This window comes from Streptomyces sp. NPDC037242 (assembly GCF_055604165.1).
In genome coordinates this window covers 170,626-196,914 of the sequence record NZ_JBVJUY010000010.1, presented here as the reverse complement: position 1 = coordinate 196,914, position 26,289 = coordinate 170,626, and the positions used below count along the sequence as shown (strand labels likewise).

Genomic DNA, 26,289 nt, shown 5'->3' with positions numbered 1-26,289 from the left:
CCACGGCGGCCCGCGGTGGCTAGGGTGGCGCCATGCGGATGATCGTCCGGGGCGCCCGGCTGCTGCACGCCGGCGACGGCACCGGAAGCCGGGGCCTGCACGACGTCGAGGTCGCGGAGGACGGGCGGATCGCGCGCGTCCTCCCGCACGACGACCAGAAGGAACCGCCGGCCACGGGCGTGCTGATCGAGGCCCACGGCGGGCTCCTCACCGCGCCCTTCGTCGAGCCGCACATCCACCTCGACACCGCCCTGACGGCGGGCGAACCGCGGCCGAACGCCTCCGGCACCCTCTGGGAGGGCATCGCCTGCTGGAGCGAGCGCAAGCGGACCCTGACCCGCGAGGACGTGATCGCGCGGGCCACCGAGGTGCTGCGCTGGCAGGCGGCCCAGGGCGTGCTGCACGTCCGTACCCACTGCGACGTCACCGACCCGGCGCTCACCGGGCTCGACGCCCTGCTGGAGGTCCGCGACCGGGTCCGGGACGTCATGACCCTGCAGATCGTGGCCTTCCCCCAGGAGGGCATCGCCTCCTTCCCGGACGGCGCGGTGCTGCTGCGCGAGGCGATCGTCCGCGGGGCCGACGTCGTCGGCGCGATCCCGCACTTCGAGGACACGCGCGAGGACGGGGTGGCCTCGCTGGGCACCGCCTTCGCACTGGCCGAGGAGTACGGGCTGCGGGTGGACGCCCACTGCGACGAGATCGACGACGAGCAGTCCCGGTTCGTGGAGGTACTGGCCACCCTCGCCCTGCGCTCGGGCCTGCGCGAGCGCGCCACCGCCTCCCACACGACGGCGATGGGCTCCTACGGCGGCGCGTACAGCTTCAAACTCCAGCGGCTGCTGGCGCGCTCCGGGATCAACCTGGTCTCCAACCCCTTCGCCAACCTGGGCCTCCAGGGCCGCTTCGACGCCTACCCCAAGCGGCGCGGCCTCACCCAGGTCAAGGAGATGCTGGCGGCGGGGGTCAACGTGGCCTTCGGACACGACGACGTGATGGACCCCTGGAACGCGCTCGGCACCGGCAACCCGCTGCAGACCGCCCTCGTCGGCATCTACGCCGCCCAGCTCACGGGGGCCGACGAGATCCCGGTGGCCTTCTCGATGGTGACGGACCGCGCGGCGCGCGTACTGGGCCTGTCGGAGGCGGAGTACGGCATCGCGGAGGGCGCCCCCGCCTCCTTCGTCCTGCTCCCGGCGCCGAGCCCCGAGGAGGCGATCCGCCGCCAGGTGCGCCCGCGGTACGTCGTCTCGCGCGGCACGGTCCTCGCGGAGACCCCGCCGGCGCCGGCCCGGCTGCTGGCGTGGCCGGGCGAACAGGTCCCCTCCGAGGTGGACTTCACCCGGCGCCGCCTACCCTGACACCTCATGACATGGACTTTTGACACCCCGGCGGGGCGGGCCGCCCTGGAGATCGCCACCGAGTACGCGGACGCGGAGCTGCTCGCCCACTCCGTACGCTCCTACGCCTTCGCCGCGCAGTACGCGGAGCAGCACGGGCTGGCGTACGACGGGGAACTCCTCTACGTCAGCGCCCTGTTGCACGACCTCGGCCTGACGGCGCCCTTCGACAGCCACACGCTCCCCTTCGAGGAGGCGGGCGGTCACGTCGCGCGCGTCCTGACGGCGGGCCTGGGCTGGCCGGCGCAGCGGCGGGACCGCGCGGCGGAGGTCATCGTGCTGCACATGCGCGACGACGTCACGGCGGCCGAGGACGTCGAGAGCCACCTGCTCCAGGTCGGCACGAGCGCGGACGTCTCCGGGCTGCGGGTGGCGGACTTCGACCCGGCGTTCACGGCCGGCCTCCTCGCGCAGCACCCGCGGGGCGGCTTCGGCGCGTCCTTCCTCGCGCTGGTCGAGGACCAGGCCGTACGCAAGCCCGCCTGCGCGGCGGCGGCGTACGTCGCGGGCGGCGCGGCCGCGCGCATCGCGGCGAACCCGCTCGGCTGACCGGGACCGGCCGCCCCGGGCTGTCCGGGGCGGCTGGGCGGCCGGGCGGGTCAGAACAGCCCGATGAGGTTGTCCAAGGACCAGACCTGCCAGCCCATCGCGAAGAGGGCGACGGCCGAGATCAGCGCCATCATCAGGTTCTGCCCCTGCTCGCCCCAGTCGTGGATCATGAGCACGAGGTAGACCAGGTTGAGAACCAGCCCGGCCACCAGGGCTATCGGGGTCAGCAACCCGACGATGAGCCCGAGCCCGAGGGCCAGCTCCGCGTAGGCGACGAGGTAGGCCATGAAGCGCGGGTACGGCTTCACCACCAGGTCGAAGCCGCGCGTGACGAAGCCCCACCGGTGCTCGGCCGCCACCCCGGCCGCCCACCGGATGCCACCGCCGCCGAACCAGTCCTTCTTGTCCTTGTGCCGCCAGCTCTCCAGCCACCACAGCCCGAGCCCGATGCGCAGAACGGCGACCCATTCGGGCCCGCCGAGCCAGATGGTCTGCATCCCCGGTTCCCTTCCTCGCGTACCTGACGATCCGTCAGTTTCCAGGCGAGGGCCCCCGCGTGGCAAGGGGTCCGGCGCCCGAGATGCCTCCCGGCCGCCGGAGGGGGCGTCCACATCACTCCGTCTCGTCCCCGCCGGGCACCCGGAGCAGCCCCGGGAAGAACTCCCCCCTTGGCCCGCCCGCTGTACTTCAGGTGGCATCCGGCTGGCGCACGGGCAAGCCGCGTCGAATGCCCGTCGGCAGCGGGCTCGTTCCGCCTCGTCCGGGTTGGGGACGCGCAGGGAGCGGCCGGGCTCGACGCGGGTGAGTATTCGGTGGTCCGTACGGAGTAATCGGCCTGCCGACCTGTTTGATCACTCTTCGTAGTGGATGTGCGCGTGCGAGAGATCCCAAAAGTCATCGGGAGGAGTTCCGCCCTCTGTAAGGACACTCCCTCAGAAGGGCGATCAAACATGGTCAGCCACCTCGCAGTTCGCGTCGCGACCGCCATGGCCACGGCAGTCACGCTCGCGCTCTTAACCCCGGCGCCGGCCCACGCCGGCGCCATCGGCTCCACCCCGGTGGCGACCTTCGACTACCAGGTCGGTGGCGTCACGATGAAGGTCCCGACGGGCTGTATGTTCACCCACATCATCCGTGGTGATGGCAAGAAGATCACCTACCAGAACGCCGGCGTCGACTGCGGCTTCGTCGGAGCCCTCAACGCGGGCTTCTGCAACTGGCGCATCGACTTCACGTACGCCGATACCGACAACAAGACCTACAAGACCTCGCCCGGCAAGACCCACACCGAGTGCGAGATCCACCCCATGCGGGACAACGCTCCCCAGACGCTGCCCCGCTACGGCAAGGCATGTGCCCATCTCAACATCAACGGTGTCCGCAGGGTCAGCCAGTGCCACCACATTACGAAGTGAGCCGCGCATGACCACCCAGCCCACCCCTGAAGACGCCGCCTGGGAAGCAAGGCGTCGACGGGCCGGCATCGTCGCCTTCCTGGCCGGAGTCGTCGCTTCCCTCGCCTTCTTCGCGTTCCTCCCCGGGCTCCCCCACGTCATCGACTGGGGTGCGATTCTCACGTCCCTCGCCGTCGGCGCACTGACCCGCTGGGCATACCGCGCTCGGACCGCGAAGGGCCGGCTCCCCTCCGAGTAACCGCCAACCCGCCACCACGAGGCCGGAGCGTTGTTCTCTCGAAGGCGCAGCTGCAGGCGGCGCCTCCGTGGAGGTCGTCCGCCTGCAGCAGGCCTCAAGGCCGGCGTAGGGCAGCTCAGCTGCCGGCGGTGAGTTCGCCGCTGAGGGTTCCGTGCAGGCGGGCGCTGGGGGCGTTCAGGCCGGTGATCTCGACGGTCTTGCCGCGCTGGGCGTAGCGGTGCTCGATCGCGTCGAGGGCGGCCACCGAGGAGGCGTCCCAGATGTGGGCGGCGGAGAGGTCGATGACGACCTTGTCCGGGTCGCGGGCGTAGTCGAACTGCTCGACCAGGTCGTTGGAGGAGGCGAAGAAGAGCTCGCCGGTCACGCAGTAGACGACCTGTCCGCCGTCCGGGTCGAGGACGGAGGTGACGTTCGCCAGATGGGCGACCCGCTTCGCGAAGATGACCATCGCGGTGACGGAGCCCACGACGACGCCCACGGCCAGGTTGTGGCTGACGACCACGCACACGACGGTGACGGCCATGACGGCGATCTCACCGGCGGGCATCCGCTTGAGGGTCTTCGGCGCGATGGAGTGCCAGTCGAAGGTCGCGAAGCAGACCATGACCATGACGGCGACGAGGGCCGCCATCGGGATGTCGGAAACCACCGGCCCGAAGGCGATGCACAGCACCATCAGGAAGGCGCCGGCGAGGAAGGTCGACAGCCGGGTCCTGGCGCCGGACACCTTCACGTTGATCATCGTCTGGCCGATCATGGCGCAGCCGCCCATGCCGCCGAAGAACCCGGTGACGATGTTGGCGATGCCCTGGCCGATGGACTCCCGTGTCTTCGAGGACCGGGTGTCGGTGATCTCGTCGACGAGCTTGGCCGTCATGAGCGACTCCATCAGCCCGACGAGCGCCATGGCCAGCGCGTACGGCGCGATGAGGGTCAGCGTGTCCAGGGTGAGCGGCACGTCCGGGAGGCCCGGCACCGGCAGCGCGGACGGCAGCGCGCCCTTGTCGCCGACGGTGGGGACCGCGATGCCCGCGGCCACGGTGATCGTGGTGAGGATGACGATGGACACGAGCGGGGCCGGGACCGCCTTCGTGACCTTCGGGAAGAACACCATCAGCGCCAGCCCGGCCCCCATCAGCGGGTAGACCGCCCAGGGGACCCCGTACATCTCGGGCACCTGGGCCATGAAGACCAGGATGGCGAGGGAGTTGACGAAGCCGACCATCACCGAGCGCGGGATGAACCGCATCAGCTTCGCCACGCCGAGCGCGCCGAGCACGATCTGGAAGACGCCGGCCAGGACCACCGCGGCAACGAGGTAGCCCAGCCCGTGTTCCCGGTTCAGCGGAGCGATCACGAGGGCCACGGCGCCCGTCGCGGCGGAGATCATCGCCGGCCGCCCCCCGACGACCGAGATCACGACGGCCATCGTGAACGAGGCGAACAGCCCGATCGCCGGATCCACCCCCGCGATGATCGAGAACGAGATCGCCTCGGGGATCAGCGCCAGCGCGACGACCAGCCCGGCGAGGACCTCGGTCCGGAAGACCTTCGGTGACAGCCAGACGGGCCGCGTCGGACGAAGGGCGTCACGCAGCCGCGCGGATATGAGTACAGAAGAGGAAGACACGGGGCACGGACCTCGGGCTCGGGCTCGGGCACACCCGAACCGACAGGAGGGCGCGCGGAGAAGACGCGAAGGGCGAGGCCGCTCAGGGCCTCGGGGACGCAGGAAGGGCCTGATCCGCGATGCGGATCAGGCCCTTGACCTGGTCTTACGAAGTCGGGGTGGCGGGATTTGAACCCACGACCTCTTCGTCCCGAATGAGGTCCACCCAAGATCCCCACCTGCGCGAACAAGGTTTCCCCAGGTCAGGGCCATGGCCTCGAACGGTCTGGGCCAGTCTCAAGGGGCCTCGGGGAGCAGACCGGCTCCCAGCTGGCTCCCAGCAGCCGACGTCGTCACGCGCGTGCTCCCTCGCGGTCGTCCGGACGGCGACGGCGTAGGCGATGAGCTGACCAGCAACGCCAGGCCACCTCTCCGTCCCGCTTTCCGCTCACTCATCTCTGTACGTCAGCGTTCACGACTGCCTGTAGGCGAACGACCCTGAACGCAGATGGATGCTCGCGAATAAAGGCCTCCACCTGCACAAAAGGTGCCGTACAGCACCTCAGTGAACGTCTCAGCCGCTCGGCGCCAGTGATTGTCTAACTGGGTAACAACCACGGCGCACAGCCGCAGACGCTGGCGGCACTACGGGTGCTGGTCAACGAGTCCTGGGGTTCACCACTCGCCTCATTTGAAGCAGGTGGAAGGCATCGCAGGTCAGCCCGCCGGACCAATCATCGCATGATGGCCCGGAAAGGCCGATATAACCGACACCCTCACGCACCCACATCAGGCCTAAACCTCGCCGTGGCCCGCCTCGCGCTCTTCTTTAAACGATACCGGCAAATCTTCCACTGGACTAATTTGCATGAAATCATCCGGTTCAGCGTAGACGAAATCAGTCACCGACCGCGCACCACGGCGCGAAATTCGATGACGTTCCTCTACAGTCACCGTCACATGCTGTCCCAGTTGCCACCCCACCGAAGCGATCTGTCCGGGTTCAAACTTTACAGTTACCGCCGGGCTCGCAGCAGGCCTAATAACTGCCACGCCAGAGAGCTTTAGTTCAGTAACCAGGCCGGACACCGAACGTCGCACTGGAGAGAAAGCTTCACCGTGGCTTTTTCTAAGCTCGCGCAAGTAGCCCTTGCCGGTTTCCGTCAACGAGGAGCTACGCACCTCGCCGCCGGACTGCAGCCAGCGCAACTGCATCGAAAGATCGAACCGATCCAGCGCACTGACCACCCTTGAGAGGCTGGATAGCATGGGTGTCCATTCAGACACATCAGCTCGAGCTTCGAGTGTCCCTACTGCGTCCAAAAGTGAATTCATCACCTGAGACGTGGAGTTCGGCTCTGCTGAGATTTCCTGAGCAGAATCCTGCTGATTGGAGCCCGCGATAGGTCGGACATGCAAAACAGTGCTACCCGCAGAAACCCCGATGAGCTCCAGCTCGACATCCTCGGCGGAAGATGCAGTGACCCCGTCCTGAAGAGGCTTGAGGAGGGCGTTGCCCACCGAAAATCTCAAGCCCCCAGTGCCCGATTCCCCTCCATAAAGGCGAATCAACAGCTCTTCTGGAAGTAGATACTCGGGCTCCCATTCACGTACAGAACTGAGCCAATTGGAGCGCTGCTCCGAATCAACTTCGTCCTCTGTGCGCGAAGAGACGTCCTCGGCCTCCAGCCATGCGTCAAGGCTCTCGCGATGGCTATCGAGGATGCGCTGTCGCCAGCTGCTCACGGTGCCACCTCCAGGTACCCGCGCTGAGGTCTAGCAGACTCCAAGGTGGGCGCGCCCTTCTCGCCGGGCGGCCGACAACGCTGCCACCAATCATCCCATGCCCCCCGCTCGCGCAGGTAGTCCTGGTCATCGGCCGGCAGCGCCTTGGACTTAAATACGGAGCGAATCGGCCTGTAGCCGATCCGTAGACTAGAGACACTGAACTCAGGCAGTACGACGTCACGGTCGAACGCCTTCGTCATCCACCCTGACTTGGGCTTGCCCTTGATCAACTGTTCACCGGGGGTGTTGATCAGGACAGCAACGTCAAGGTTTGAAGGGTTCAGCTTCGAACTCACGCAGCTCCCTCCCAGCCACAGACGATGGATCAGCGGTTCGCCCTGCAGTACCCCCTCGAAATGCTCCTCAAGGGCAAAGAACCGGGCCAGATAGCGCTCGAAGCCCTCCCAGATAGGGAGGCGGGTTTCCGAGTGCTTGAACAACTCGCGGTCGACGAGCAGCTGCCGCGCGTCCTCGTAGGCAACATGGAACCGGCCCGGCGGCAGGTAGGAGTACGCCCCATCTCCCAGCTGCGTCGTGAAGTCCAAGTTCATCCGTCCCCCGAGCCGCGATCCGATCACGCTCCTAGCACGCTATCTGAGCCCTCGGACACTCACAGCGGCAACCCCCCGGATCCTTTGCTCTCTCCAGGGCTGGAGCCTGTGATGAGCTGGGTAGTGCAGGCCTCTCGGGTCGACAGGCCAACTGCCCCTGACGCTAGACGGGAGCACTGACAGCGACACCGGCCGACTGTCTAACTGGGTAACAACCGGGGTGCGCACAGGCGGACTTGCACGGCCGTCTGCGGACGAACCATGCAGGTCAGAGAGGCACGGTGCGCCGGACGGGGCAGGCCTGCACTGCTTCAAGGGCAGCGAGCTTCATTTCCATCGCAGTCCGATTTTGGATGCCTGCCTTCGGTCGCAGCAGTCGTCCCATTCCCACAGGTGCAGGGGCCGTCCTGGCCCGTATCCTCGATCCTCGTCTATAGCGACGGTGATGGCCGGATCGTACTCCGCAGGGAGGCCGACGCAGTCGAGGACCCACTCAGCGGCCGTTTGCTCTGAGGGGCTGGCCGGCTGGTTGGGCGAGGGTCTGCCTGACGACTTCGAGGGCTTCGCTTGGGGGTGTGTGTTCCCATACTCGGACGACCGTCCACCCCGCCTCTGTCAGGAGTCGGTCCGTCTCTCTGTCCCTCCTGATATTGCCCTCGATCTTCTCCCTCCAGAAGTCGCGGTTTGTCGCCGGTATCGACCCGTGTTCAGGGCAGCCGTGCCAGTAACATCCATCCACGAACACCGCCACCCTGGCCTTGGAGAAGACGACGTCGGCCGTTCGGCGCAGATACGGGAGGGGTTTGGTGGATACGCGGTAGCGAAGTCCTTCCCTATGCAGTAGCGAGCGCAATCGGAGTTCCGGCTTGGTGTCCCGGCTCTTGTTGGAGCGCATCGACGCGCGAGTCGCTGGCGAGGACGCCCACGACCCTGCTGTGTCCTCCCCGACGAGCAGGCCGGTCTGCCCCGCCAGTCTCCACGCCTCCCGCAGGTTGGCAGAACGAGTCGGGAGATCGACCTCCCCGAGGCGCAGCCGCCGTCTTCGGCCGTCCGAAGTCCACTGCAGGACTGCCGACACCCGCCCCGTCTTGCCGGAGGGACTCAAGGCCACGCTTGCCAGCCCTCTGCGTCCCCCGCCCACATCCACGAGGCGGTTGGAGGCACCGCCGGCCGCCCGATCCTGTTCCCGCGAGCGCCGCGTCCTGGTCAGCCCTGCTCGCGGACGCCATGAGCGAGGGGATGCCTCCATGCTGCGGGTAGGGGATTCCCCACGGGGAGCACCCGTCGCTGCACCATTCTCAACATCTGCCACACCTGGACGGTACGACGCTGAAACGACCCGGTCCACGCCTTCCTGACTTGGACCTGAGAAGGGGCCGGCGCATTCGACGAGACCGTCTGTGTCTCCAGCTGGGTGAACGCACTCCGGCTGCAGCGCAACATTCGGTTCGTGATCCTGCGCGATCACTCCGGCATGGTCCAGGTGATCGAGGCTCCCCTCGTAGCGTGGAGTCCGTGACAGCAGGGGATGTTGGTTGTCGTGGCGGAGAAGCATCGAGTGTTCACGGCGGAGTCTCGTGAGGGGGCGGTACGCATCGTGACGGAGACAGGGAAGCCGGTCCCCGAGGACCTGACGCGTCTTCGCTGCGTGAAACATGGCGGTGCCTGGTCAGCTCCCGTCGTAGGCAACCTGCACCCGTATGGTGCCCTTGGCCGTGTGCAGGAAGGCGTCGCCCTGCCCGGCCAGAGCTTCCGCTCCGGTCTCGTCCAGAATGATGCGGCTGTCGGTCGCGGTCTTGACCCGCAGGGCGAGTTGGGCAGGGAAGTTGGAGCGGATGGTCGTCGAGATAACGTCGGCGCTTGGTCGCTGCGTGGCTGCGATGACGTGGATACCCGCAGCGCGGGCCTTCTGCGTCAGGCGCTTGAGCAGCACTTCGATTTGCTTCTTCTCTTCGGGATCGCTGGTGAGGTCGGCGTACTCGTCCAGGACGATGACGATCCAGGGCTTTCGGTCTCCTTTGTCGACCTTGGCGTTGTACTCGACGAGCTTCCGTGTGCGGATCGCCTTCATGTCCTTATAGCGCACGGCCATCTCTTCGACGGTTTCCTCAAGAATCTCGATGGCGTCTGCGGCGTCCATACCGATCACGCCATCAAGGTGAGGGTCGTCCTCAAAGTCGACTAGCTCGGTGCCCTTGGGATCGACGAGGCGGAGTCGCAGGGTGCTCTTGTCGTATCGGACCAGGCCCTTAAGGAGCGTGTCCAGAGCGACTGACTTTCCTGATCCGGTAGTGCCGGCCACCAGCAAGTGAGGTGAGTCCGCGGAGGACAGGTCGATGGTGACCGGGTTGCCTTCGATGTCGGTGCCCAGCGGGGCGATGAGGCTCTCGGGATCTGCCGGGCACCGCTGCCACAGTGCCCCGGCGTCGACCCCGTATTTCTCGTCGTCGATCTTTGGGATCTCGAAAAGCACGGAGCCGCGGTCGCTGCGGGTGCGAATGCTGAACCCGGAGGGCAGTGCCAGGGCCAGGAAGATCTCGTCGCGTCGGTTGGTCAGCTTGTCCACGGTGACCCCAGGATTGGGGATAAACCGGAAGATATAGAAGCCGGGGCCTTCCTGCCACTTGCCTACCTCTGGGGCGGTGACCGCGACCTTGTGGCGAGCGAAGACGTCGGCGACCTTGTTGTATCGAAGCCTCAGCTCCTCCTCGGGGAGCCCACCGCGGTGAGCCTTCAGAGGGACAGGAAGTTGCTCTGCGGCAGAGTGACGCACAACTACCGCTTCGGACAGATTTGCCGGCGCAGTAATGCCGACAACCCCGACAGGTGCCGTCGGTTCTTCCGGAGTAAACAGTTCGGCGGAAATGCCTGCTGAAGAGCCCTTGGCGACAGTGTCGGAGACCTGCACGGCCCCACTGCGGTACCCAGAGGAAACAAGGGGGTCGGCATTGGCGGGGTCCTGGTTGGCGCGCAGAGCGCCGATGAGGTTCAGCAGCTCGTGCTTGTTCAGCCTCACCAGGGTGTGCTTGCCGAGGCTTCCAACAGCGGGGGCTGGCTGGTCGTCCTCGGCTGAGATGGCCACGGCAACTCCGGTGACTTGACCGAGCTGGACATCCTCGGAGCGCAGGGCGTCCAGGACCTTCGCCTCGACCTGACGGTGGTCGTCGTTGCCGATCACGGTGCGAGCTGGAAGGTCTGCGGCCTGTAGGGCGTTTCCACTGGTCTGAGCGATCGCGGCGGCAAGCTCGTCCAGCCAGAAGGGACGGTCATGGCGAGCCTCGCCGTCTGAGCGGAAGGCATCCTCGCACAGGTCGGTGGTGCGGTTGAGTTGTTCCTCGGCCGAGCCGACGTCGAAGGTCTGGCGGAACTTGGACTCGGCGACCAGGACATCCAGGCGAACCGTGCCGTCGTCCTGGACGGTCAGCACGAAGCGGCCCAGATCGGCACGGGTTTTGTGTCCCCGGCCGAACCAGCGGTGGTGCTCGTCGAAGCTGATCCAGGTGACCAAACTTGTGCCCTGCCGAGGGACGGGGAACTGCTGGTCTATGACAAACCGGGTGGCGACCAGGCCGACGACTTCGTTGACTGTGGTGCCGATACCGAGGGAGCGCAGCACGGCGCCAGGGGCCACATTGCGGCCGACCTCGTAGATCCGCTTAGCGGTGCCTTCGGAGTCCTGCGGGGAGACCACCCCGATCTGCTCCAGCCGGCGCCGCAGTCGCTGGACGACGAACTGCTGCCCGGTCTGCGAGCTGACAATGAGGGTGTAGGACTCGTTCTTGCCGACACTGGGCTTGACGAGGATGACGTCAGGGCGGTTACGCAGGGCATCGATCTGCTCACGGCCGATGAAGCTGTCGAGGGTGACGACCCAGTGGGCCACGCGGTGCAAGGTGGCGAACAAGTCCTGGTGTTGGTCGAACTGCACCTGCATCTCGAAGTAGTCGATGCCGTCGACACTCTCCCGGGAGACAGGGGAACGGCGGTCGTAGCGCACGCACAACGTCGACCAAGACTCAAGAGTCTCGTCGGCGGTCTCGGGCAGCAGTGCTCGAACGACGTTCTCGCTGGTCTGAGCCAGGTTGTGTGAGGCCGGGTGTTTCCAGGAGTTGAAGGAGCCCGACAAGGATTCCTTCTTGGTGCTCTCCTTGATACTGGTCTGGGTGCCGAACAGCGCGGGAGCCAGAGCGAGGTCGATGGTGTCTACCAGCCCTGACAGGTCTGCTTCTTGGTCGGGCTCCCATGCCTGGAGGAGGAGTTGGACGTCGGGCAGGAAGCTGTCCTCGGACATCTCCGCACCGGAGAACTGCAGGTCGAAACCCTGAATGATCTCGTGATGGGTGGCCTGGGGAGCCAGCACGACCAGATCAACCTTCAGGCGAGGGTTCTTGGCCCGCATCTGCTTTGCCACGCGCATGGGCAGAACAGGGTCGCCGTTGCGGTCCAGAAGCAGTACGCGTAGGCCGTCGAGCTTGTGGGGGTAGGTCGTCAGGTAGTCGGTGATGACCCGGACCATCTCGTCGATCGCGGTCTCGTCGACGCTGGAGAGCCAGCCCTTGGACTCGTTGCCGCCGTAGCGGACCGGCGCGTACTCCTCGTGCCCGGCCGATTCCCGCATCGGAATGGCGATCGTGCCGCCGGGCCCGACGAGGACAGCCGGCGTTCCATGTGGGGAGATACGGTCGATGGCGTCGAAGAAGAGGTCCTCGTTCTCCTGGTTGAGGCTCAGACCTCCCTCCCTGTTCAAGGCGGTCTCGATGCTGTCGGCGGCCTCCGTGTAGTTCTTTGCCAGCCAGCGCAGCTTCAGCGGATGGGTGGCCAACATCATCATGCGGTGATCGGCCAGCCCGACGACATCGGTCAGGACGACGGCCTCAAGGTCTGCGTTCGGAGCGTTGTCGGGAACCAGAATGGTGCGAGCTTCGCGGAGTACGCCTTCCCACTCGCGCACATAATCGTTGATCTTCCCGGCGTCAAGCCCGTCTTGGAACCGCTCGAAGTGCTCCAGCTTGAGGCGCTCCAGCTGACTGGCGAAATGTGATGCGGGGACAGGCGCAGGCTCGCCAACCTGCCACTGCCGGGGGTCATTGAACGTCTCGAGAAAGGTGTCGAAGGTCAGGTTGCTGGCATGGCCAGGTGGGTTTCGCCAGCCGTGGATGAGGGCCGCCAGTGCGATCTGCCCGGGGATGCCCAGGGGATCCCAGCGAAAGCGTCGCTGGGCGGCGCCGTCCATCTCGACCAGGATGCGAAGTGGGGCCCACTCGGTGTTCAGGTCAAACGGCTCGTCCTCCGCTGGCAGAGGCGGCTTGGTCACGTCCAGCAGGCACCCGTTGACCTCAAGAGTCAGGCGTAGATCGGTGGAGTCCCGGACATCATGCAGGGTGCGTGAGTACAGGAACGCGAACAGCCAGCGGCTCCACCGGCCGGCTTCCTGGTTGCCTTCGAGCCCGACGACAACGGAGCCTTCCTCTTCGTCGGAGAAGTAGGTCAGCTCGCGCAGCAGGGCACGCAGTGGGTCTTGGACGAACTGAGAGTCCGGGAAGGCAAGCTTCTCGACCTTGCGGCGCGACCGCTTGGACAGCAGGTCGGCCAGCGGTTCGGCCCCACTGACGGGAGCCTCGTCAAGGAAGCGCTGTGCGGATTCCTGATCTCCGTGGTCGAGCGCGTCTTCGATCACCATGGCGTCGAACTCGTCGACCCGCTCTGCGTCGGTCCGCTCAATCTCCTGCCGGACCTGCTGGCCTAGGCCGATCTTCTTGGACTTTTGCTCGAAGACCTCAAGCCAGAGGGTCAGGTCCTGATCGGAGCGGAGCTGACGAGGATCCTGCGGGGTAGTACCACTGCGATTGAGGTTGAGTACGAGGCTGCGCATGCGCGATTTGACAGTCTCGGAGTCCGTACCGATGTGGTCGAGGGACTCCGCGCTGAACTCGGTCGTGGTGATCCGGTCTATCAGGTCGTCCTCGGTGATCTCCTTGCCGGTGGGCTGTTTGAAGGCACTGACAGAGACGTTCTTCCTGATCCGGGCGGGCAGCGCGGCAGGCTTGATGAACAGTGCCCGGTCCGGAAAGAGGTCAAGAGCGGGCAGGGCTGAGGAGATCTCGGGGTAGACCACGTCAGGGGTGTGGACCTGAGTTGCTGCGACCTTCTGCGCGGTCTCGACCAGGAAGGCCGCCCAGCGGTGCAAAGAACGGGGCTCTTCATCGGTGATGGCACGCCAAATCTCCGGCAAAGAGGTGGCCATCAGGGCCGGAACCGTGCCGATGCCACCCGCTTCCCGCCACGCTTCTGCCATGAACCTGTCGAACCCGCGCTCGCCAGAGGCGTCGTGGTAGTCGCCCAGGATCGTGGCATCGTCGAGGGCGTTCATGGCCGCCAGCCCCTGTGCGTCCGGAGACTGCCCCCACTCGAAGAGCAACACCGCCGTACCCTGTCCCGAATTTCGCCACTTGGTCAGCTGGTCCTGCGGATCTAGCAGGTAATCAACAGGTACGCCTTCGATCGGCTCTGAGGTGCCGACCTTGACGACAACCTGACGGTCCGGCGACTCCAGCAGCCTCTGGGCCATCCGGCGGAGAGCCTCGGCCACGGTCGGCTGGTCGAACCCGCTGACTCGCAGGACGGCACGGGCTCCGCTGATCTCAGTGACCTTGCGGAGTGCTTCGTCGGCGACGAACCGACCGAGCGCTCGGATGCTGCTGTCGGTCACCGGGGCTCCCCTCGAACCATGCTGGTTGCATCTGAATACTGAGTGAGCAGACCGATGGCGGCCAGCTTCTCCCGGAACGCCTTGCCGTTGTGGTCAAGGACCGATGGGTCGACCTCGTAGGCCAACGGGCTTGCAGCCGCGACCTTGCTCTCCACCACGAGTCCGTACTTCTCGTACAGCAGCGCGCAGAACTGGTCGAACTCCATCTCCGTGCCCTGCGGGACGGTGGCAGACACCAGACCCTCAAGCATCGGGGGCTTCATGGTGAAGTGTCGTCGGCCGACCGTCGCGTTCAGGGCTCCCACAGCAGCGAGGGTCTCGCTGAAGAATGCTCGGGGCGAGGCGACCGCGTTGCCGGCCTCCTTGGTGAATCTTTCGTAGCGGCGCTTCCTGACCTCGTCGCTTTCGTCGTCGATCTCGTCGATCATTTCCCGAGCCTGGACGTTGATCGCGTTGACGATGTCATTGCGGAAGCCGGTGAGGTTCTTCTGCGACTCCCTGCGCAGCGGGGTTGCCTCGTTACCGAAGTCCAACAGGATCGACTCGCGATCGGTAGCGCCGAGCTTTCGGCGTGCGAGTTGCAGCTGGTGGCGTGCCAAGCAGTAGGGGACCCAGTGCATGAGGCTCTCGGTGCGCTTGGCCCTGGGGACCGTCGCAGTCCGAGCGACGATATTGCGAGTCCCTTCCCTCAGCAGATCAGGCCACGGGCTGAGATCCTCGTGCAGCTTGATTCCTGCGTCTGAGCCCTCCACGGGGGCTTCGTCGTAGTCGAAGTCGTGCGCGCTGAGGGCCTTGGCAAGGTTGCCCAGCGGGGTGCCGCTGTCCTGCACGAGGTCGCGCAGGCCCTGTCGGGTGGCTTCCTTGCGGTGAGGATCAGAGTCGCTGCGTAGGACCTTGTAGGCCCAGCTGCCGCCATCGCGGAAGAGGTAGCGCTCGATATTCGGAGCGTTAGTGCCAGCAGCGACCTTGCCGGCCTGCTTGCGCTTCTTTGCGCTCTTCTTGGGGGAGGCGTCGATTTGCTTGATTCGACGTTCGACCGCGTCGTAGTGGATGAGCTCGCCTACGAACGGATAGATGTGTGCGCCGAACCAACTGGGCTGGCTACGACGCCCGGGGATCTCGACCAGCAGGGACGAGAACAAGGCGTGGAGCGTTTCCATCGTCTCGGGAGAGTCCAGCTCCACGGCTTTGCCGAGTTCCTCGTCGCCCTCGACGATGCGTGCCTTGGTAGCAATCCGCCGGGCCAGGTCGTGCGAGGTCCTCTTGTAAGCCGTGTTGGCTCCGCTGTCCAGGAGCCCTGCGAACTTCTCCGGTTCTTCCTGATGTGCCAGGTAGACGCCGCGGGCGATGGCGAGCATCTCAAGCGGGACGTAGAAGCCGCGGCCCTGCTGTTCGAGGTTCACCCCGAAGAGACGGAGAACGACCTCTGCCTTGGAACGATCAGCCATCACGCACGCACCGACCTGATCTTGTCGCCGACGTCGATCATGAGCTTCCTCATGACGTTGCCCACCAGTACCTGGATCTCGTCGTCCCTGTTTGAGGAGTCAGCCAGCTCTGCCAAGGATCCACTCAGGCCGCGGATCTCTGCCTCGTGCTGGACCTCGCTACGCAGACCTGCGGCCCACCGTGTCAGCAGCTCAAAGCGTAGAAGGTCCGCTTCCACCGAGACTGCGTCCTGGTCAGGGTGGACGGCCGGGATGCGGATGTAGATGGCCCGGTTGAGCCACTCGACGGCGTTCTGCATCTCGGGGGTGTCGCCCGTGCGGCCTTCCTGTTGCCACTGGGTGACCTGATCGACGACCTCGACGCCCTTGCTGGGCACTCGCCGGGAGATCACAGCCGCGCGAGCGCGGTGGGTGAAGAAGGCGGGGTCAAGTATGAAGAAGTCAGGATTGCTCCCCGCCCGGTGGATGCCCTGGACGGCCTCCAGGCCCTTGAGGAAGCGGTCTCGCACCCTCGTGTCTGCCAGATCCCGGTTCTTGTCCTGGACACGGATGAAGTCGTCGCCGGCCTCCAGGCCCATGCGGGCGAACCGGTCTGTGTTGTCGTCGCTGTTGAAGAAGTCAGCTCGTCGCAGGAACGTGTACAAGCCGCGCAACTGTTCGGCCTGCTTCTGGACGTCCCGATTTGTACGGACCTTCTGCAGGTAGCTGCTGGCGTCCGCGGGAGGGAAGTCGCCGGCCGTGTCCGGGTCCAGCCGGTCGTCGACCTGGCGACGGGAGACCTTGCCCGGGTCCAGCTTTCGTAGCGCGAAGAAGGCAGGAACCAGATGACGCTGTTGCTGAGTTAGCCGGTCACCGAAGAGCGCCTGGTGGTACAAGTGGGGAGCCTGCCACAACCTGTTCGAGTGTGACCGCTGGTACTTCGCATGGACGTTCTCGCAGGACAGTCCGCCAGTGATCATATAGCTGGTCACCGACAGTGCCTGACGGGTCGTGACTACGGCTCCGGTGCGCTCGGCCGCTGCGAACACGTCCCGGATCGCGGCCCGGCGTTGGGGCCCGCGTGTGGGATCGCTTAGCTCGTTGCGGTTGGCCAGGATTGGGCAGACCTTCCGCGCTTCACAGGTCTCGCAGGGCTTCCACCGCGACCATTGCGTCGTCGTCCACTGCTTAAGGACCCAAGGGATGAGCCCGCCGTTGGGACTGTCGGCCGCTACGGACTGGTAGTTGAGGTTGATGACGGTAACTGTGCCATCGGGGTCGCTGACCTGCCCGCGGACAATGCCTTCCGTGAGGGTCTTCACTAGAATCTTGGCGCGCCCGGTGCCGCCGTTGTCCAGGTTGTCATCTTCGGCGACGCACTTTCGTAGTTGGCCCTCGTTTGCGCAGATGACTGCGACACCCTCCTCTGGAGGGTCAAGCAGCTCCACGAGCTTGCGAGCGCCAGCCTGCAGGCTGAGCTCGCTGAGATCGCTGAGGATGTACAGCGGGCGTCCGCTACGGGTCCGGCCGACAGGGCGGCTGGCGTTTCCGGCCTCGGACAGCTCGCGGAAAACTGCCTTTCGGACCTCTGGTGTGATCGTCTCGGCATCGATCTGCAGCGCGGCCAAAAGGCTGGCGCACAGGCTCGTCTTGCCATGCCCGGCGTCCCCGGTGAGGACGATGGTCTTCGTGGTCGGTCGCTCAATGGCGTTCAGCAGGTAGTCCAGCGTCACGACGGGAAACAGTGACTGCGTCCAGTCCGCCTGCGACTCGTAGATCATCTCAGAGGTGTCGACGTCGAACGGCTGGTAACGACGTATCCGTTGGACGTGTTTGTTGACCTCTAGCGGCATGCTGCTGTCCTTCGTCGACCGAGCCGGGAGCGCAGCGGAAGTCTAGCTGTCAGCACCTCTGACGGTAGATCAAATCCCGTGTCGGAGTCTTGAAGTAGTGCGCCTGGCTCGTTAGCGCGTGACTGTGTCGAGGATCTGAGAGTCCTTGATCATCGTGCTTGGCCGGTGAGGTGCTGGATGTTGACTGCGATTGCGTTTAGGACGTGCGGGGTGTGGGCCTTGGCGACGCCGTGGTAGCAGCGCCGCAGCTGATGGTTGCTGATGAGCTCGTTCAAGGGGCCCGTAATGCCGGAAGGTGAGGCGTGCAACCGTTGTGATCGGCACGTCAGGCGTCACTCAGGTATCGGTCTCCCGTGCGCGCTCACCCTTGATCGAGTACGATGACCGCTCGTTCCGCCGGTTCTACAAGCAAGCGCAGATGGGGGTCACACGTGGGTGAGCGGTACCCCCTGCGGGCCAAACGGCGGCCGAAGTTTGAGGAGGGTGTCGGCTCCCTGGCAGTCGTGGACCTCTTCGCCGGCTGCGGTGGCCTCACCCTCGGTATTGCCCAGGCCGCCCACAAGCACGATGTCTCGCTCGATGTTCGTCTCGCAGTTGACTTTGAGGCAGCTCCCACCAAGGTCTTCAAGGCTAACTTTCCCAAGGCCAACGTCCAACAGGGAACCGTCGAGTCCTATTTCGACGGTGACCTCGGCGCCTCATTGACCGCTCGGGAGACCGAGACTCTCTCCATGGTGGGTGAGGTGGGGCTCCTGATCGGCGGGCCGCCGTGTCAGGGGCACAGCAACCTCAACAACCACACCCGCCGCGATGATCCCAAGAACCGGCTGTACCTGCGTATGGCTCGTGCCACAGAGGTTCTGCGCCCTTCTGTAGTGGTCATCGAGAACGTGCTGGCCGTTGTCAATGACAAGCAGCAGGTGGTCTCCCGCGCCATCGTTCATCTTAAGAAGCTTGGATACGATGTCGCCACCAAGCGCATCGACCTGCTCAAGCTCAGGGTCGCACAGACGCGCAAGCGCCACATACTACTGGCCGTCCGCGAAGACGCGCTGCCTTTTGGCTATTCGGCTGCTGACCTGCTGCAGATCGAAGACCACAATGCTGCACCACATGACCTGCGTTGGGCGATCGACGACCTGCTCGACGTTCGACCGAAGTCTTTCTTCGATGAAGCTGCCGTACCCAACGCGGATAACCAGCGGCGTATGAAGTATCTCTTTGACAACGACGAGCATAATCTGCCGAACGAAGAGCGCCCCGAGTGTCACCAGGGTGAGCACAATTACACCTCAATGTATGGCCGCTTGTGGTGGGACCGCCCGTCTCAGACCATTACCAGCGGTTTCGCGACGATGGGTCGCGGACGGTTTGTCCATCCTGGTGTCCCCCGATGTCTGACCGCTCACGAGGCCGCGCGTATCCAGGGCTTTCCGGACTATTTTAAGTTCGTCGACGAGAGGGCCAAGCCTCGTTACGAGCTGACGCGCACCGAGGTTCAGATCATCATCGGCAACGCCGTACCCCCGCCTCTGACCGAGGCCCTGACCGCCAAGCTCTTCGACGCCGGCGTTCTGGAGGCGAAGGACTACGCTCCCCAGCTGCTCGAGGACGACTTCGCTGCCTCTGCTGTCGACCTCGCCTGCTGAGCCTGCAAGGGCTGATTCCATCCGACGGCATTTGAAGCAGGTGAAATGCCCGCTGGTGGTCTAGCAGTTTCCTCGCCAGATTGGCGGGGGCTTTCCCGTTGTGCGCTTGGTGAGCCTCTCTTGGCTGCTCCTTGCATTGCGGTCACTAATTAGCGGTCATGCCATGGGTTCGGTGGAGTTTTAGTGGCGGAGTCGCGCGCTGGCCGGCAGGGGGCGGTGGTATCGGACCGAGTCTCCGAGCTCTTTTTCTTGATCACGGCCGCCGCCACGTGCGGGCTTTGCCCTGGAGAAAGACATCCCGCCCGGGGTGACCGCCGCTCAGGCCAAGTCCCCGGACGTTCTCTTGGCTGGCACCGCCTTCACGTTCCGTCGTCGGCTTTCGTCGAGATCACGGAGTAGGGCCTTGGCTGGCTTCAGTCCCAGGGGCCGAGGATCTCCACGTGGCCCGCGAAGCTGTCGACCAGGCTGGCCAGCACGGCTTCGCCCTTGGCCGCAGTTGCGTTGGACGGGAAGCCGATCACACCGGTCTCGGTGTACGCGCTCATGCCCTGAACCAGCAGGAAAGGACGGCTGCCACCGTCATGGTCGGCATCAGCGAATCCGTCCCGCACCAGCTCGGGCGCCGCGCGAAGAAGGACGGACGTCTCGATCTCGCCAGCGTGCATGTCGGCGTGGCGGTCGGAGACGAGGCCAGCGTGGTCGCGGGCTCTGTCCCAGTCGGCCCCGAGAGGGAAGAGGGAGACCGCGGGGCCGTCGAAGTTGGCCTCCTGGACGACGTTGGACAGGACGTAGTTACCGCCGTGGCCGTTGACGATCACCAGCTTGTGTATGCCGGAGCGGGCGAGGGACGCGCGGATGTCGTCGATCACGGCGTAGAGGGTCTTCGCGCTAATGCTGACCGTGCCGGGGAAGGCGGCGTGCTCGTGGCTGCACGACATGGTGATCGGCGGCAGGAGGTGCACTTGGTAGGTGCTGGCGATCTCCTGACCGATGATGCAGGCGATCGCTGTGTCGGTGATCAGGGGGAGGTAGCGACCATGCTGCTCGAAAGAGCCGATGGGGAGAACAGCCAGCGAGGGCTGCTGATCCTGGACGTCAGAGCTTGTGGTCGTCGGTAGCAGGTTCACGGCTCTCCCTCGGTTGGCTATCGCTCGGCCCTCATCCTCGGCGGTGACTGGCTGCAGGCGTGTCGGAATCCTGGCATGGGACTGATCTTGGGCCTTGATGGGCATCGAACGGGCCATGGAGGAAACGATGCTGGCGTGGGCAAGGCAGGTTGCCGAGAGGGAGCTCAGCGCCGTGCTTCCCCCAAGGTGGGCGCATTCGCAGGGTGTGGCGGCGCGTGCCGCTGGGCTTGGCCCGGCACTGGCGGGGGACGCGGAGCTGTCGTCTGCTGCGGCGGTGCTGCACGACGTGGGCTACGCGCCCCGCCTCGCCCTGACAGGGTTCCATCCGCTCGACGGGGCCCGGTTCCTGCGTGACGAGCATGGTGCGGACGAACGTCTGGTCCGGTTGGTCGCCAACCATTCGTTCGCGCTGCTGGAGGCCGAGGAGCGTGGGTTGAGGGAGACGCTGGAGCGCGAGTTCCCGTTGCTGGAGGAGCCTCTGCTCGTGGATGCGCTCGTGTACTGCGACATGACGACGACGCCCGACGGCGAACAGACCACCGCTGAGAAGCGGGTGGCGGAGATCGTGGGCCGCTACGGGGCCGACAGCCTCGTGGGGCGCTTCATCCGTCGGGCGTCGCCGGAGATCTTCACGGCGGTGGGGCGGGTGGAGGCGGCGCTGGTGGCTCAGCCGAGGTAGGGGTACGTGCCGGCGAGGTAGTCGCCGATCTGCTGGCGCATGCTCGCGTGGATGTCGTACTGGTCGAGGTCCGCGGGCTGGATGAAGCGGACGCCGTCGGCTTCGTCGTTGATCGCGGGTGCCCCGCCGATAGGGCGGCCGATGTAGGTGTTCTCGTACTGCTGGCGGATCTCGCCGTCGGTGTACGCGACGATGTGCTTCGGGTTGGTGTAGACGCCGAGGAAGCCGGTGATCTCGGCGACGATGCCGGTCTCCTCCAGGCATTCGCGTACCGCGCACTCGGCGGCGGTCTCGCCGATGTCCTGGGCGCCGCCGGGCAGCGCCCACTGGCCGGTGTCCCGGCGACGCTGGAGCAGGATGGCGCCGTTGTCGTCGATGACGAGCAGGTTGCTGGCAGGGATGAGGGTGTTGGCCTTCGGTGCGGTGGGGTCGTTGTAGTACTCAGTCCTACCCATGTGCGGCGGTCCCCTCCTGGTCGGGAGTCCAGGGCCGCGCCCGGCCCGGACGGCTTCGCGGCCCGATCGTAGTTGCCGCGCACTCGTGGCGGCCTTGCACGCAGCGATGGACTAGGGGGGCGTCCTATCTGGCCTCGGCAGGGGCACCATCCGGTCACCTGGCGCGCCACCGCCCTGAATCCGTTGCGAGGGGCTTGTGGCATCCCTATTCTCGTGACCAACGCGTCGACGGAGACGAGTAGCCACGGATCACGCGAGCAGAGAGAGCCGCCGGCAGCTGTGAAGGCGGACTCGTGCCCATGGTGAAGACCCTCCCGAGCGCGGGGAGGAAAGGCCCACAGGCCCAATGCCCCGCCGGTTTGCCCCCGTCATCGGGCTGAATGAGGCCGCCGCTGTCTGGCGGTGGCAAAGGCGTGGTGGCACCGCGAGTACCCTTCTCGCCCACGCTTCCAAGGGATCATGACGACGCCCCTGGAGGGCTGCGATGATCCACACCACTAGCCGCGTACTGGCTTCTGACCTACGCGCACACCTCGACCAGACCGTCACAGTCTCCGGCTGGGTGAACGCGCTCCGGCTGCAGCGCAAGATGCAGTTCGTCATCCTGCGGGACCACTCCGGCATGATCCAGGTGACCCACAAGCGCGACGGCAGCCCGCTCGAAGCCGTCCTCGAGTCCCTTACCCCCGAGACCGCCGTCCGGATCACCGGCCGCGTCGTGGACGCGGCCCAGGTCAAGCTCGGCGGTCTGGAGCTCGTCCCCGAATCGGTTGAGGTGCTGAACCGGGCGGAGACACCCCTGCCGATCGACGAGAACACCGGCCCCGAGCACCGGCTCGACTGGCGCTTCCTCGACGTACGCAAGCGGGCCACCGCGCAGCTCGTGTTCACCGCGCAGACGACCCTGGAGCAAGGCCTGCGCGAGTACGCCATGCAGAACGGCTGCACGGAGATGCACACGCCGAAGCTGATGGGCACTGCCTCGGAGTCCGGCGCGGAGGTGTTCAAGCTCGGGTACTTCGACCGCTCGGCCTACCTCGCGCAGTCGCCGCAGTTCTACAAGCAGATGGCCGTGGCCGCCGGCATCGACCGGGTCTTCGAGATCGGACCCGTCTTCCGGGCCGAGCCGTCGTACACCTCCCGGCACGCGACCGAGTTCACCGGAGTGGACGTCGAGCTGTCGTGGATCGACGACGTCGAGGACGTGATGGCGTTCGAGGAGCGGATGCTCGCCCACGCCATCGCCAAGGTCGCCGAGGTCCACGGTGAGGCGATCCGGGAGGTCTTCGGCATCGAGGTCGTCGTGCCGGAGGCTCCGTTCCCCAGGATCACGATGGCCGAGGCACAGGAGATCCTGCGGGCCGGCGGCTGGGACCCCGAAGGCGTCAAGGAGGACCTGGACCCGGAAGGCGAGCGCACCATCGCCGCCCACATGAAGGAGCTCACGGGCCACGAGTTCGTGTTCATCACGCACTACCCGGCCAGCATCCGGCCCTTCTATCACATGCGTCCGGCGGACCGGCCGGACCTGACGCTCAGCTTCGACCTGCTCTGGAAGGGCCTGGAGATCACCACCGGGGCCCAGCGTGAGCACCGCTCCGACGTGCTGCTCAAGCAGGCGGAGGAGAAGGGCATGGACACCGAGCCGATGCAGGACTACATGAACATCTTCCGGTTCGGGTGCCCGCCCCACGGCGGCCTCGGTGCCGGCCTGGGCCGGATCCTGATGGTCATGCTCGGCCTGGACTCGATCCGCGAGGCCGCGTTCCTGTTCCGGGGACCGAACCGCCTCACCCCCTGAGCCAGGGGTGGACGCACCGCTGCCCCACCGCCTGTCTGGCGGTGGGGCAGCTGGGGCTCGCTCAGTACCGGGTGTGGCCGAGGTCGAGGGTCCACGCCTCGGCGGGGTTCTTGTCCCAGTGGTCGCGCAGGGCCAGCTCGCGGTCGGCGTACCGACCGCGGCGGGAGAGGCCGCCGTGGGAGAGCGTGACGCTGAGCGCGAGCGGCGATTCGGTGGTGACCCAGTGCGGGGTCAGGGCGTGGCTCCACAGCTGGTCGCCTGGCTGCATCGTCACCGACTGACGGGCCGCCTCGTCGTGCGGCGGGGGATCCTCAGCGGTGGTCTCACCGAGGACCGCGGCTTCGGGGGACAGGTGCTTGTCGGGGTTGTGATAGCTGTGGAAGGTCTTGATCCCTTGGACCTGCCACACCAGACCGTGCGAGTTGTCGTTGTGGTAGGTCGAGGCCGCCCCCTCGGTGGACAGGAAGAGGATGGGCACGCACCGCTGCCACGTGAATCCCTGCGACGACAGGTGAGTGCGCCAGGGCACCATGACCTCGTCCTGGAAGCCGGCCAGGATCTCGCTGTAGAGCCGGGTCAGGTTGAAGTGCACCAGACGGAACGGCCACGTGGCGATCTCCTCGACCGGGGCCGTCCGGAACGCGGCCGTGCGCTCCATGCGCACCGCCCAGTCATCCTCGCCGAGGACCGTGAACCGCACCTCCTCGTCCCGGCGGATGTGGTCGAGGATGTCGATCGCCGGTGGGAACAGGTAGTCGAACGGGACCTGCATGCGGAAGTTCGGCGGCTGCCTCCAGTGGCTGTTGAAGTCGTTGGGATCGATGACGGAGACCGACGGTTGCACGTGGACCCCCAAGGTCAGGCCGCCGCGCAGTCGCGGGACGCGGGGCGGCAGATGGCGGCACAGTCGGGTCCGACGCGGTCCGTGGCTGGCGCGTCGAGGAAGGCTCGGATCTCGGTACGTGGGGCGTGGACACTGACCTCGGATGCTCCGTAGGGGCAGTGCCGCACCTCGCCGTCGGCCGACATGTAGAGGGTGGCCGACCGACAGGGGTGGCTCTCCTCCTTGGACAGCTGTAGCTGCCGCAGGTCGTCCAGGTAGGAGCGGTATCCGTTGGACAGGCGGAAGTACTGGTCGAGTGCCGCCGTGTCGCGCGCCCTCTGCATCAGGGAGTCCTGGAGTGATCGGCTGTCCCGGCGCAGGGCGCTTTCGGAGAGGAGGACGGGGCTCAGCTGGACGTCGATCCCCGTTCCCGCTACAAGGTCGGCGAGCTGGGCGGCCTCCTCGTCGCCCACATCCCAGTAGGTGAGGTGAAGGACCTTCGAGGGGGTGTCGACGGCGTCCAGCGTCGCTACAGCCGAGGCCGCCGTGCGGGTGGTGCGACCGAGTGTCATCGCGCCCTGCGAGTCCGCGGAGACGGTCACGTTGGTCAGAAGGTGGCCGACCTCCGTGAGGGCGGTGACCTCAGCCTCCGAGCGGGCCGAGGTCACGATGGATACCGTCATGCCGAACTGGAGGGCCAGGCGGACGAGCTGCCGGAGCTCTGGGTGGTGGGTCGGCTCACCGCCCGTGAGGCACACGCCCTCGACCCCGTTCTCCTTCAGCCGCGACAGGGCACGCATGTACGTCGCGGTGGTGAGGAAGCCGCGAGCTCGGTCGGCCCGGAAGCAGAAGCTGCACGCGACCTCGCAGTGCCCGGCCGTCGAGACCAGTGCCGTGCGGACGGGGGTACTCATTGCACCCCCGTGTTGTCCCACACCGCGATGGCCACGGTGCTGGTGTAGAAGGCGCACATCTGAGGGTCGGGGGTGCTGCCGCCGATGAGAGCCTGTTCGTTGCGGGACGGGCCGCCGCAGATGGCCAGCGCCGGGCAGTCGCCGCACGCGGGGATCGGCGCGACCTTCTTCGTCGCCCTTGTAAGGCGGTTGGGGTCCGACCGCAGCTCATCGAGTGTGTGGAGGAACGAGGGCTCGGTGAAGTTGATGTCGCAGACGCTGACCCGGTTGCCGGGCAGCAGGGCGGCGTTGAGGCTGCGGTCGCCCTGCATGTGGTCGAACAGCATCGGCCGGCGGGTGTCGAGGGCCTGGAAGGCCCGGTCGAGGACGGAGAACAGCATCCCGCCCTTGCCGAGTGCGGTCAGGCGGGCCGCGTAGAGCTCCCGGGCCAGGTCAGCGCCGTTCACCCGCCACTCGCCCCCGGTGGGGATGGGCGTGTTGACGTAGATGAACTTGAGGCCGAGGTCGTCGATGATCCACTGCACGCTCTCGGCAAGGCGGCCGATGTTGGACGCCGTCGGGGTGAGGTTGCAGCCGACGTGCAGGCCCTTCGCCTCGACCAGGCGCCGGACGTTGCGGCGGATGCGGTCGTCGGCGGGCTGTCCACCGAGGAGGAGTCGGTTCGCCGAGTTGATCCCCGGAGGGCCGTCGATGGAGATGCCCACCCCGTACTCGCGCTGTACGAAGTGGTCGAGGGCCTCGTCCGTCAGGCGGGCGCCGTTGGTGACGACCGTGCGCCGGACCCGATCGACGCCGTAGCGGGCCGCGAGGGTGTCGGCGAGTTCGTCGCCGTACTGCATGAGGTCGAAGCGGATGGTCGGCTCGCCGCCGAACCACTGGATCGAGACCTCTTCCTGCCCTGCGTTCTGCTCGAACAGGAACTCCAGGCCGGCGGCGAGCTCCTGCTCCGTCATGTCCGGCTTGCCGCTGTTGGTGTCGACGAAGCAGTACGTGCAGGCCATGTTGCAGCGGTCGGTGAGCACCACCCGGAGACCGCTGATCCGGCGCGGCGTCGGGTCGATACCCAGGGTGTGGAGGCGGTGGTGGAGTGCTTCACGGCGGTCGGCCGCGGGGCCGTCCTGGGTGAAGCCGAGCCCGGCGAGGGCTAAGTGCGTCGCGGTCGGGGGGACTCCGGCGAGGTCAGAGACCTCGCCGGAGTCGAGAATCACACTCTCCAGCGTGACCGGGTCGAGGAGGACAGCCTCCCCGTCCCGGTCGTACTGGAAGTATTTCCCCCACAGCAGCTGGGGAGTGGCCACTGGG

General features: G+C 66.1%; 20 protein-coding genes. 7 read left to right on the top strand and 13 right to left on the bottom strand.

The genetic code is table 11. The features are described from left to right. Positions 1–32: 32 nt before the first annotated feature. Both codA and ACZ7GJ_RS14845 read left to right on the top strand, forming a co-directional pair. Positions 33–1,361: a cytosine deaminase gene (codA, locus tag ACZ7GJ_RS14850; RefSeq protein ID WP_470751822.1), complete on the top strand. Its 1,329-nt coding sequence runs from the start codon at positions 33–35 to the stop codon at positions 1,359–1,361. 6 nt (positions 1,362–1,367) lie between these two features. Then, on the top strand, positions 1,368–1,949 hold the full coding sequence (locus ACZ7GJ_RS14845) for an HD domain-containing protein (RefSeq protein ID WP_470751820.1): 582 nt from the start codon (positions 1,368–1,370) through the stop codon (positions 1,947–1,949). A gap of 50 nt (positions 1,950–1,999) precedes the next feature. Here ACZ7GJ_RS14845 and ACZ7GJ_RS14840 read toward each other — a convergent pair whose 3' ends face one another. Then, positions 2,000–2,446 (bottom strand): DoxX family membrane protein, encoded by a 447-nt coding sequence (locus ACZ7GJ_RS14840; RefSeq protein WP_470751819.1) that lies wholly within the window; start codon positions 2,444–2,446, stop codon positions 2,000–2,002. Positions 2,447–2,935: 489 nt separating this feature from the next. Between ACZ7GJ_RS14840 and ACZ7GJ_RS14835 the strand changes: the two genes are divergently transcribed. Continuing rightward, a complete protein-coding gene (locus tag ACZ7GJ_RS14835) occupies positions 2,936–3,364 on the top strand; it encodes a hypothetical protein (RefSeq protein ID WP_470751818.1) in 429 nt (142 codons plus the stop codon). 7 nt (positions 3,365–3,371) lie between these two features. Beyond that, positions 3,372–3,602, top strand: coding sequence for a hypothetical protein (locus ACZ7GJ_RS14830; protein WP_470751817.1), 231 nt, complete (start codon positions 3,372–3,374; stop codon positions 3,600–3,602). Between the two features lie 115 nt (positions 3,603–3,717). On the opposite strand, the gene ACZ7GJ_RS14825 is transcribed toward ACZ7GJ_RS14830, so the two are convergent. The 7 genes from ACZ7GJ_RS14825 to ACZ7GJ_RS14795 form a co-directional block, all read right to left on the bottom strand. Continuing rightward, positions 3,718–5,232, bottom strand: a complete 1,515-nt coding sequence (locus tag ACZ7GJ_RS14825) for a SulP family inorganic anion transporter (protein ID WP_470751816.1) — start codon at positions 5,230–5,232, stop codon at positions 3,718–3,720. A 774-nt stretch (positions 5,233–6,006) separates the two neighbouring features. Beyond that, positions 6,007–6,957 carry a hypothetical protein gene (locus ACZ7GJ_RS14820; protein WP_470751815.1) on the bottom strand — a complete coding sequence of 317 codons (951 nt, stop codon included), beginning with the start codon at positions 6,955–6,957 and terminating at the stop codon, positions 6,007–6,009. Continuing rightward, the gene (locus ACZ7GJ_RS14815; RefSeq protein WP_470751813.1) at positions 6,954–7,544 is read right to left on the bottom strand and encodes a DUF6932 family protein; all 591 of its coding nucleotides are present in this window, start codon (positions 7,542–7,544) and stop codon (positions 6,954–6,956) included. The genes ACZ7GJ_RS14820 and ACZ7GJ_RS14815 overlap by 4 nt, the downstream gene beginning before the upstream one ends. A 499-nt stretch (positions 7,545–8,043) precedes the next feature. Next, positions 8,044–8,505, bottom strand: coding sequence for a very short patch repair endonuclease (locus ACZ7GJ_RS14810; RefSeq protein WP_470751878.1), 462 nt, complete (start codon positions 8,503–8,505; stop codon positions 8,044–8,046). 714 nt (positions 8,506–9,219) lie between these two features. Then, positions 9,220–14,259 carry an FtsK/SpoIIIE domain-containing protein gene (locus ACZ7GJ_RS14805; protein ID WP_470751811.1) on the bottom strand — a complete coding sequence of 1,680 codons (5,040 nt, stop codon included), beginning with the start codon at positions 14,257–14,259 and terminating at the stop codon, positions 9,220–9,222. Continuing rightward, positions 14,256–15,707, bottom strand: a complete 1,452-nt coding sequence (locus ACZ7GJ_RS14800; RefSeq protein ID WP_470751809.1) for a hypothetical protein — start codon at positions 15,705–15,707, stop codon at positions 14,256–14,258. Before ACZ7GJ_RS14800 ends, ACZ7GJ_RS14805 begins: the two co-directional genes overlap by 4 nt. Further along, positions 15,707–17,539, bottom strand: coding sequence for a hypothetical protein (locus ACZ7GJ_RS14795; protein WP_470751808.1), 1,833 nt, complete (start codon positions 17,537–17,539; stop codon positions 15,707–15,709). The genes ACZ7GJ_RS14800 and ACZ7GJ_RS14795 overlap by 1 nt, the downstream gene beginning before the upstream one ends. A 503-nt stretch (positions 17,540–18,042) precedes the next feature. Between ACZ7GJ_RS14795 and ACZ7GJ_RS14790 the strand changes: the two genes are divergently transcribed. Then, positions 18,043–19,188: a DNA cytosine methyltransferase gene (locus tag ACZ7GJ_RS14790; RefSeq protein WP_470751806.1), complete on the top strand. Its 1,146-nt coding sequence runs from the start codon at positions 18,043–18,045 to the stop codon at positions 19,186–19,188. A gap of 413 nt (positions 19,189–19,601) precedes the next feature. Here ACZ7GJ_RS14790 and ACZ7GJ_RS14785 read toward each other — a convergent pair whose 3' ends face one another. After that, complete coding sequence (locus ACZ7GJ_RS14785; protein ID WP_470751804.1) at positions 19,602–20,315, bottom strand: creatininase family protein; 714 nt, start codon at positions 20,313–20,315, stop codon at positions 19,602–19,604. 97 nt (positions 20,316–20,412) lie between these two features. Between ACZ7GJ_RS14785 and ACZ7GJ_RS14780 the strand changes: the two genes are divergently transcribed. Then, a complete protein-coding gene (locus tag ACZ7GJ_RS14780; protein ID WP_470751803.1) occupies positions 20,413–20,994 on the top strand; it encodes an HD domain-containing protein in 582 nt (193 codons plus the stop codon). Here the strand turns inward: ACZ7GJ_RS14780 and ACZ7GJ_RS14775 are convergent. Beyond that, positions 20,982–21,449, bottom strand: coding sequence for an NUDIX hydrolase (locus ACZ7GJ_RS14775; protein ID WP_470751802.1), 468 nt, complete (start codon positions 21,447–21,449; stop codon positions 20,982–20,984). The two genes, ACZ7GJ_RS14780 and ACZ7GJ_RS14775, sit on opposite strands and share 13 nt — an antisense overlap. Positions 21,450–21,933: 484 nt before the next feature. On the opposite strand from ACZ7GJ_RS14775, the gene aspS reads away from it, so the two are divergent. Next, a complete protein-coding gene (aspS, locus tag ACZ7GJ_RS14770; protein ID WP_470751799.1) occupies positions 21,934–23,250 on the top strand; it encodes an aspartate--tRNA(Asn) ligase in 1,317 nt (438 codons plus the stop codon). A gap of 61 nt (positions 23,251–23,311) precedes the next feature. Here the strand turns inward: aspS and ACZ7GJ_RS14765 are convergent, their stop codons facing one another. From ACZ7GJ_RS14765 to ACZ7GJ_RS14755, 3 genes are read right to left on the bottom strand one after another with little or no spacing between them, the layout of a single operon-like run. After that, complete coding sequence (locus ACZ7GJ_RS14765) at positions 23,312–24,094, bottom strand: hypothetical protein (protein ID WP_470751797.1); 783 nt, start codon at positions 24,092–24,094, stop codon at positions 23,312–23,314. A gap of 14 nt (positions 24,095–24,108) precedes the next feature. Then, complete coding sequence (locus ACZ7GJ_RS14760) at positions 24,109–24,987, bottom strand: radical SAM protein (protein ID WP_470751795.1); 879 nt, start codon at positions 24,985–24,987, stop codon at positions 24,109–24,111. Further along, positions 24,984–26,285, bottom strand: a complete 1,302-nt coding sequence (locus ACZ7GJ_RS14755) for a radical SAM protein (RefSeq protein ID WP_470751794.1) — start codon at positions 26,283–26,285, stop codon at positions 24,984–24,986. The genes ACZ7GJ_RS14760 and ACZ7GJ_RS14755 overlap by 4 nt, the downstream gene beginning before the upstream one ends. Between the last annotated feature and the right edge of the window lie 4 nt (positions 26,286–26,289).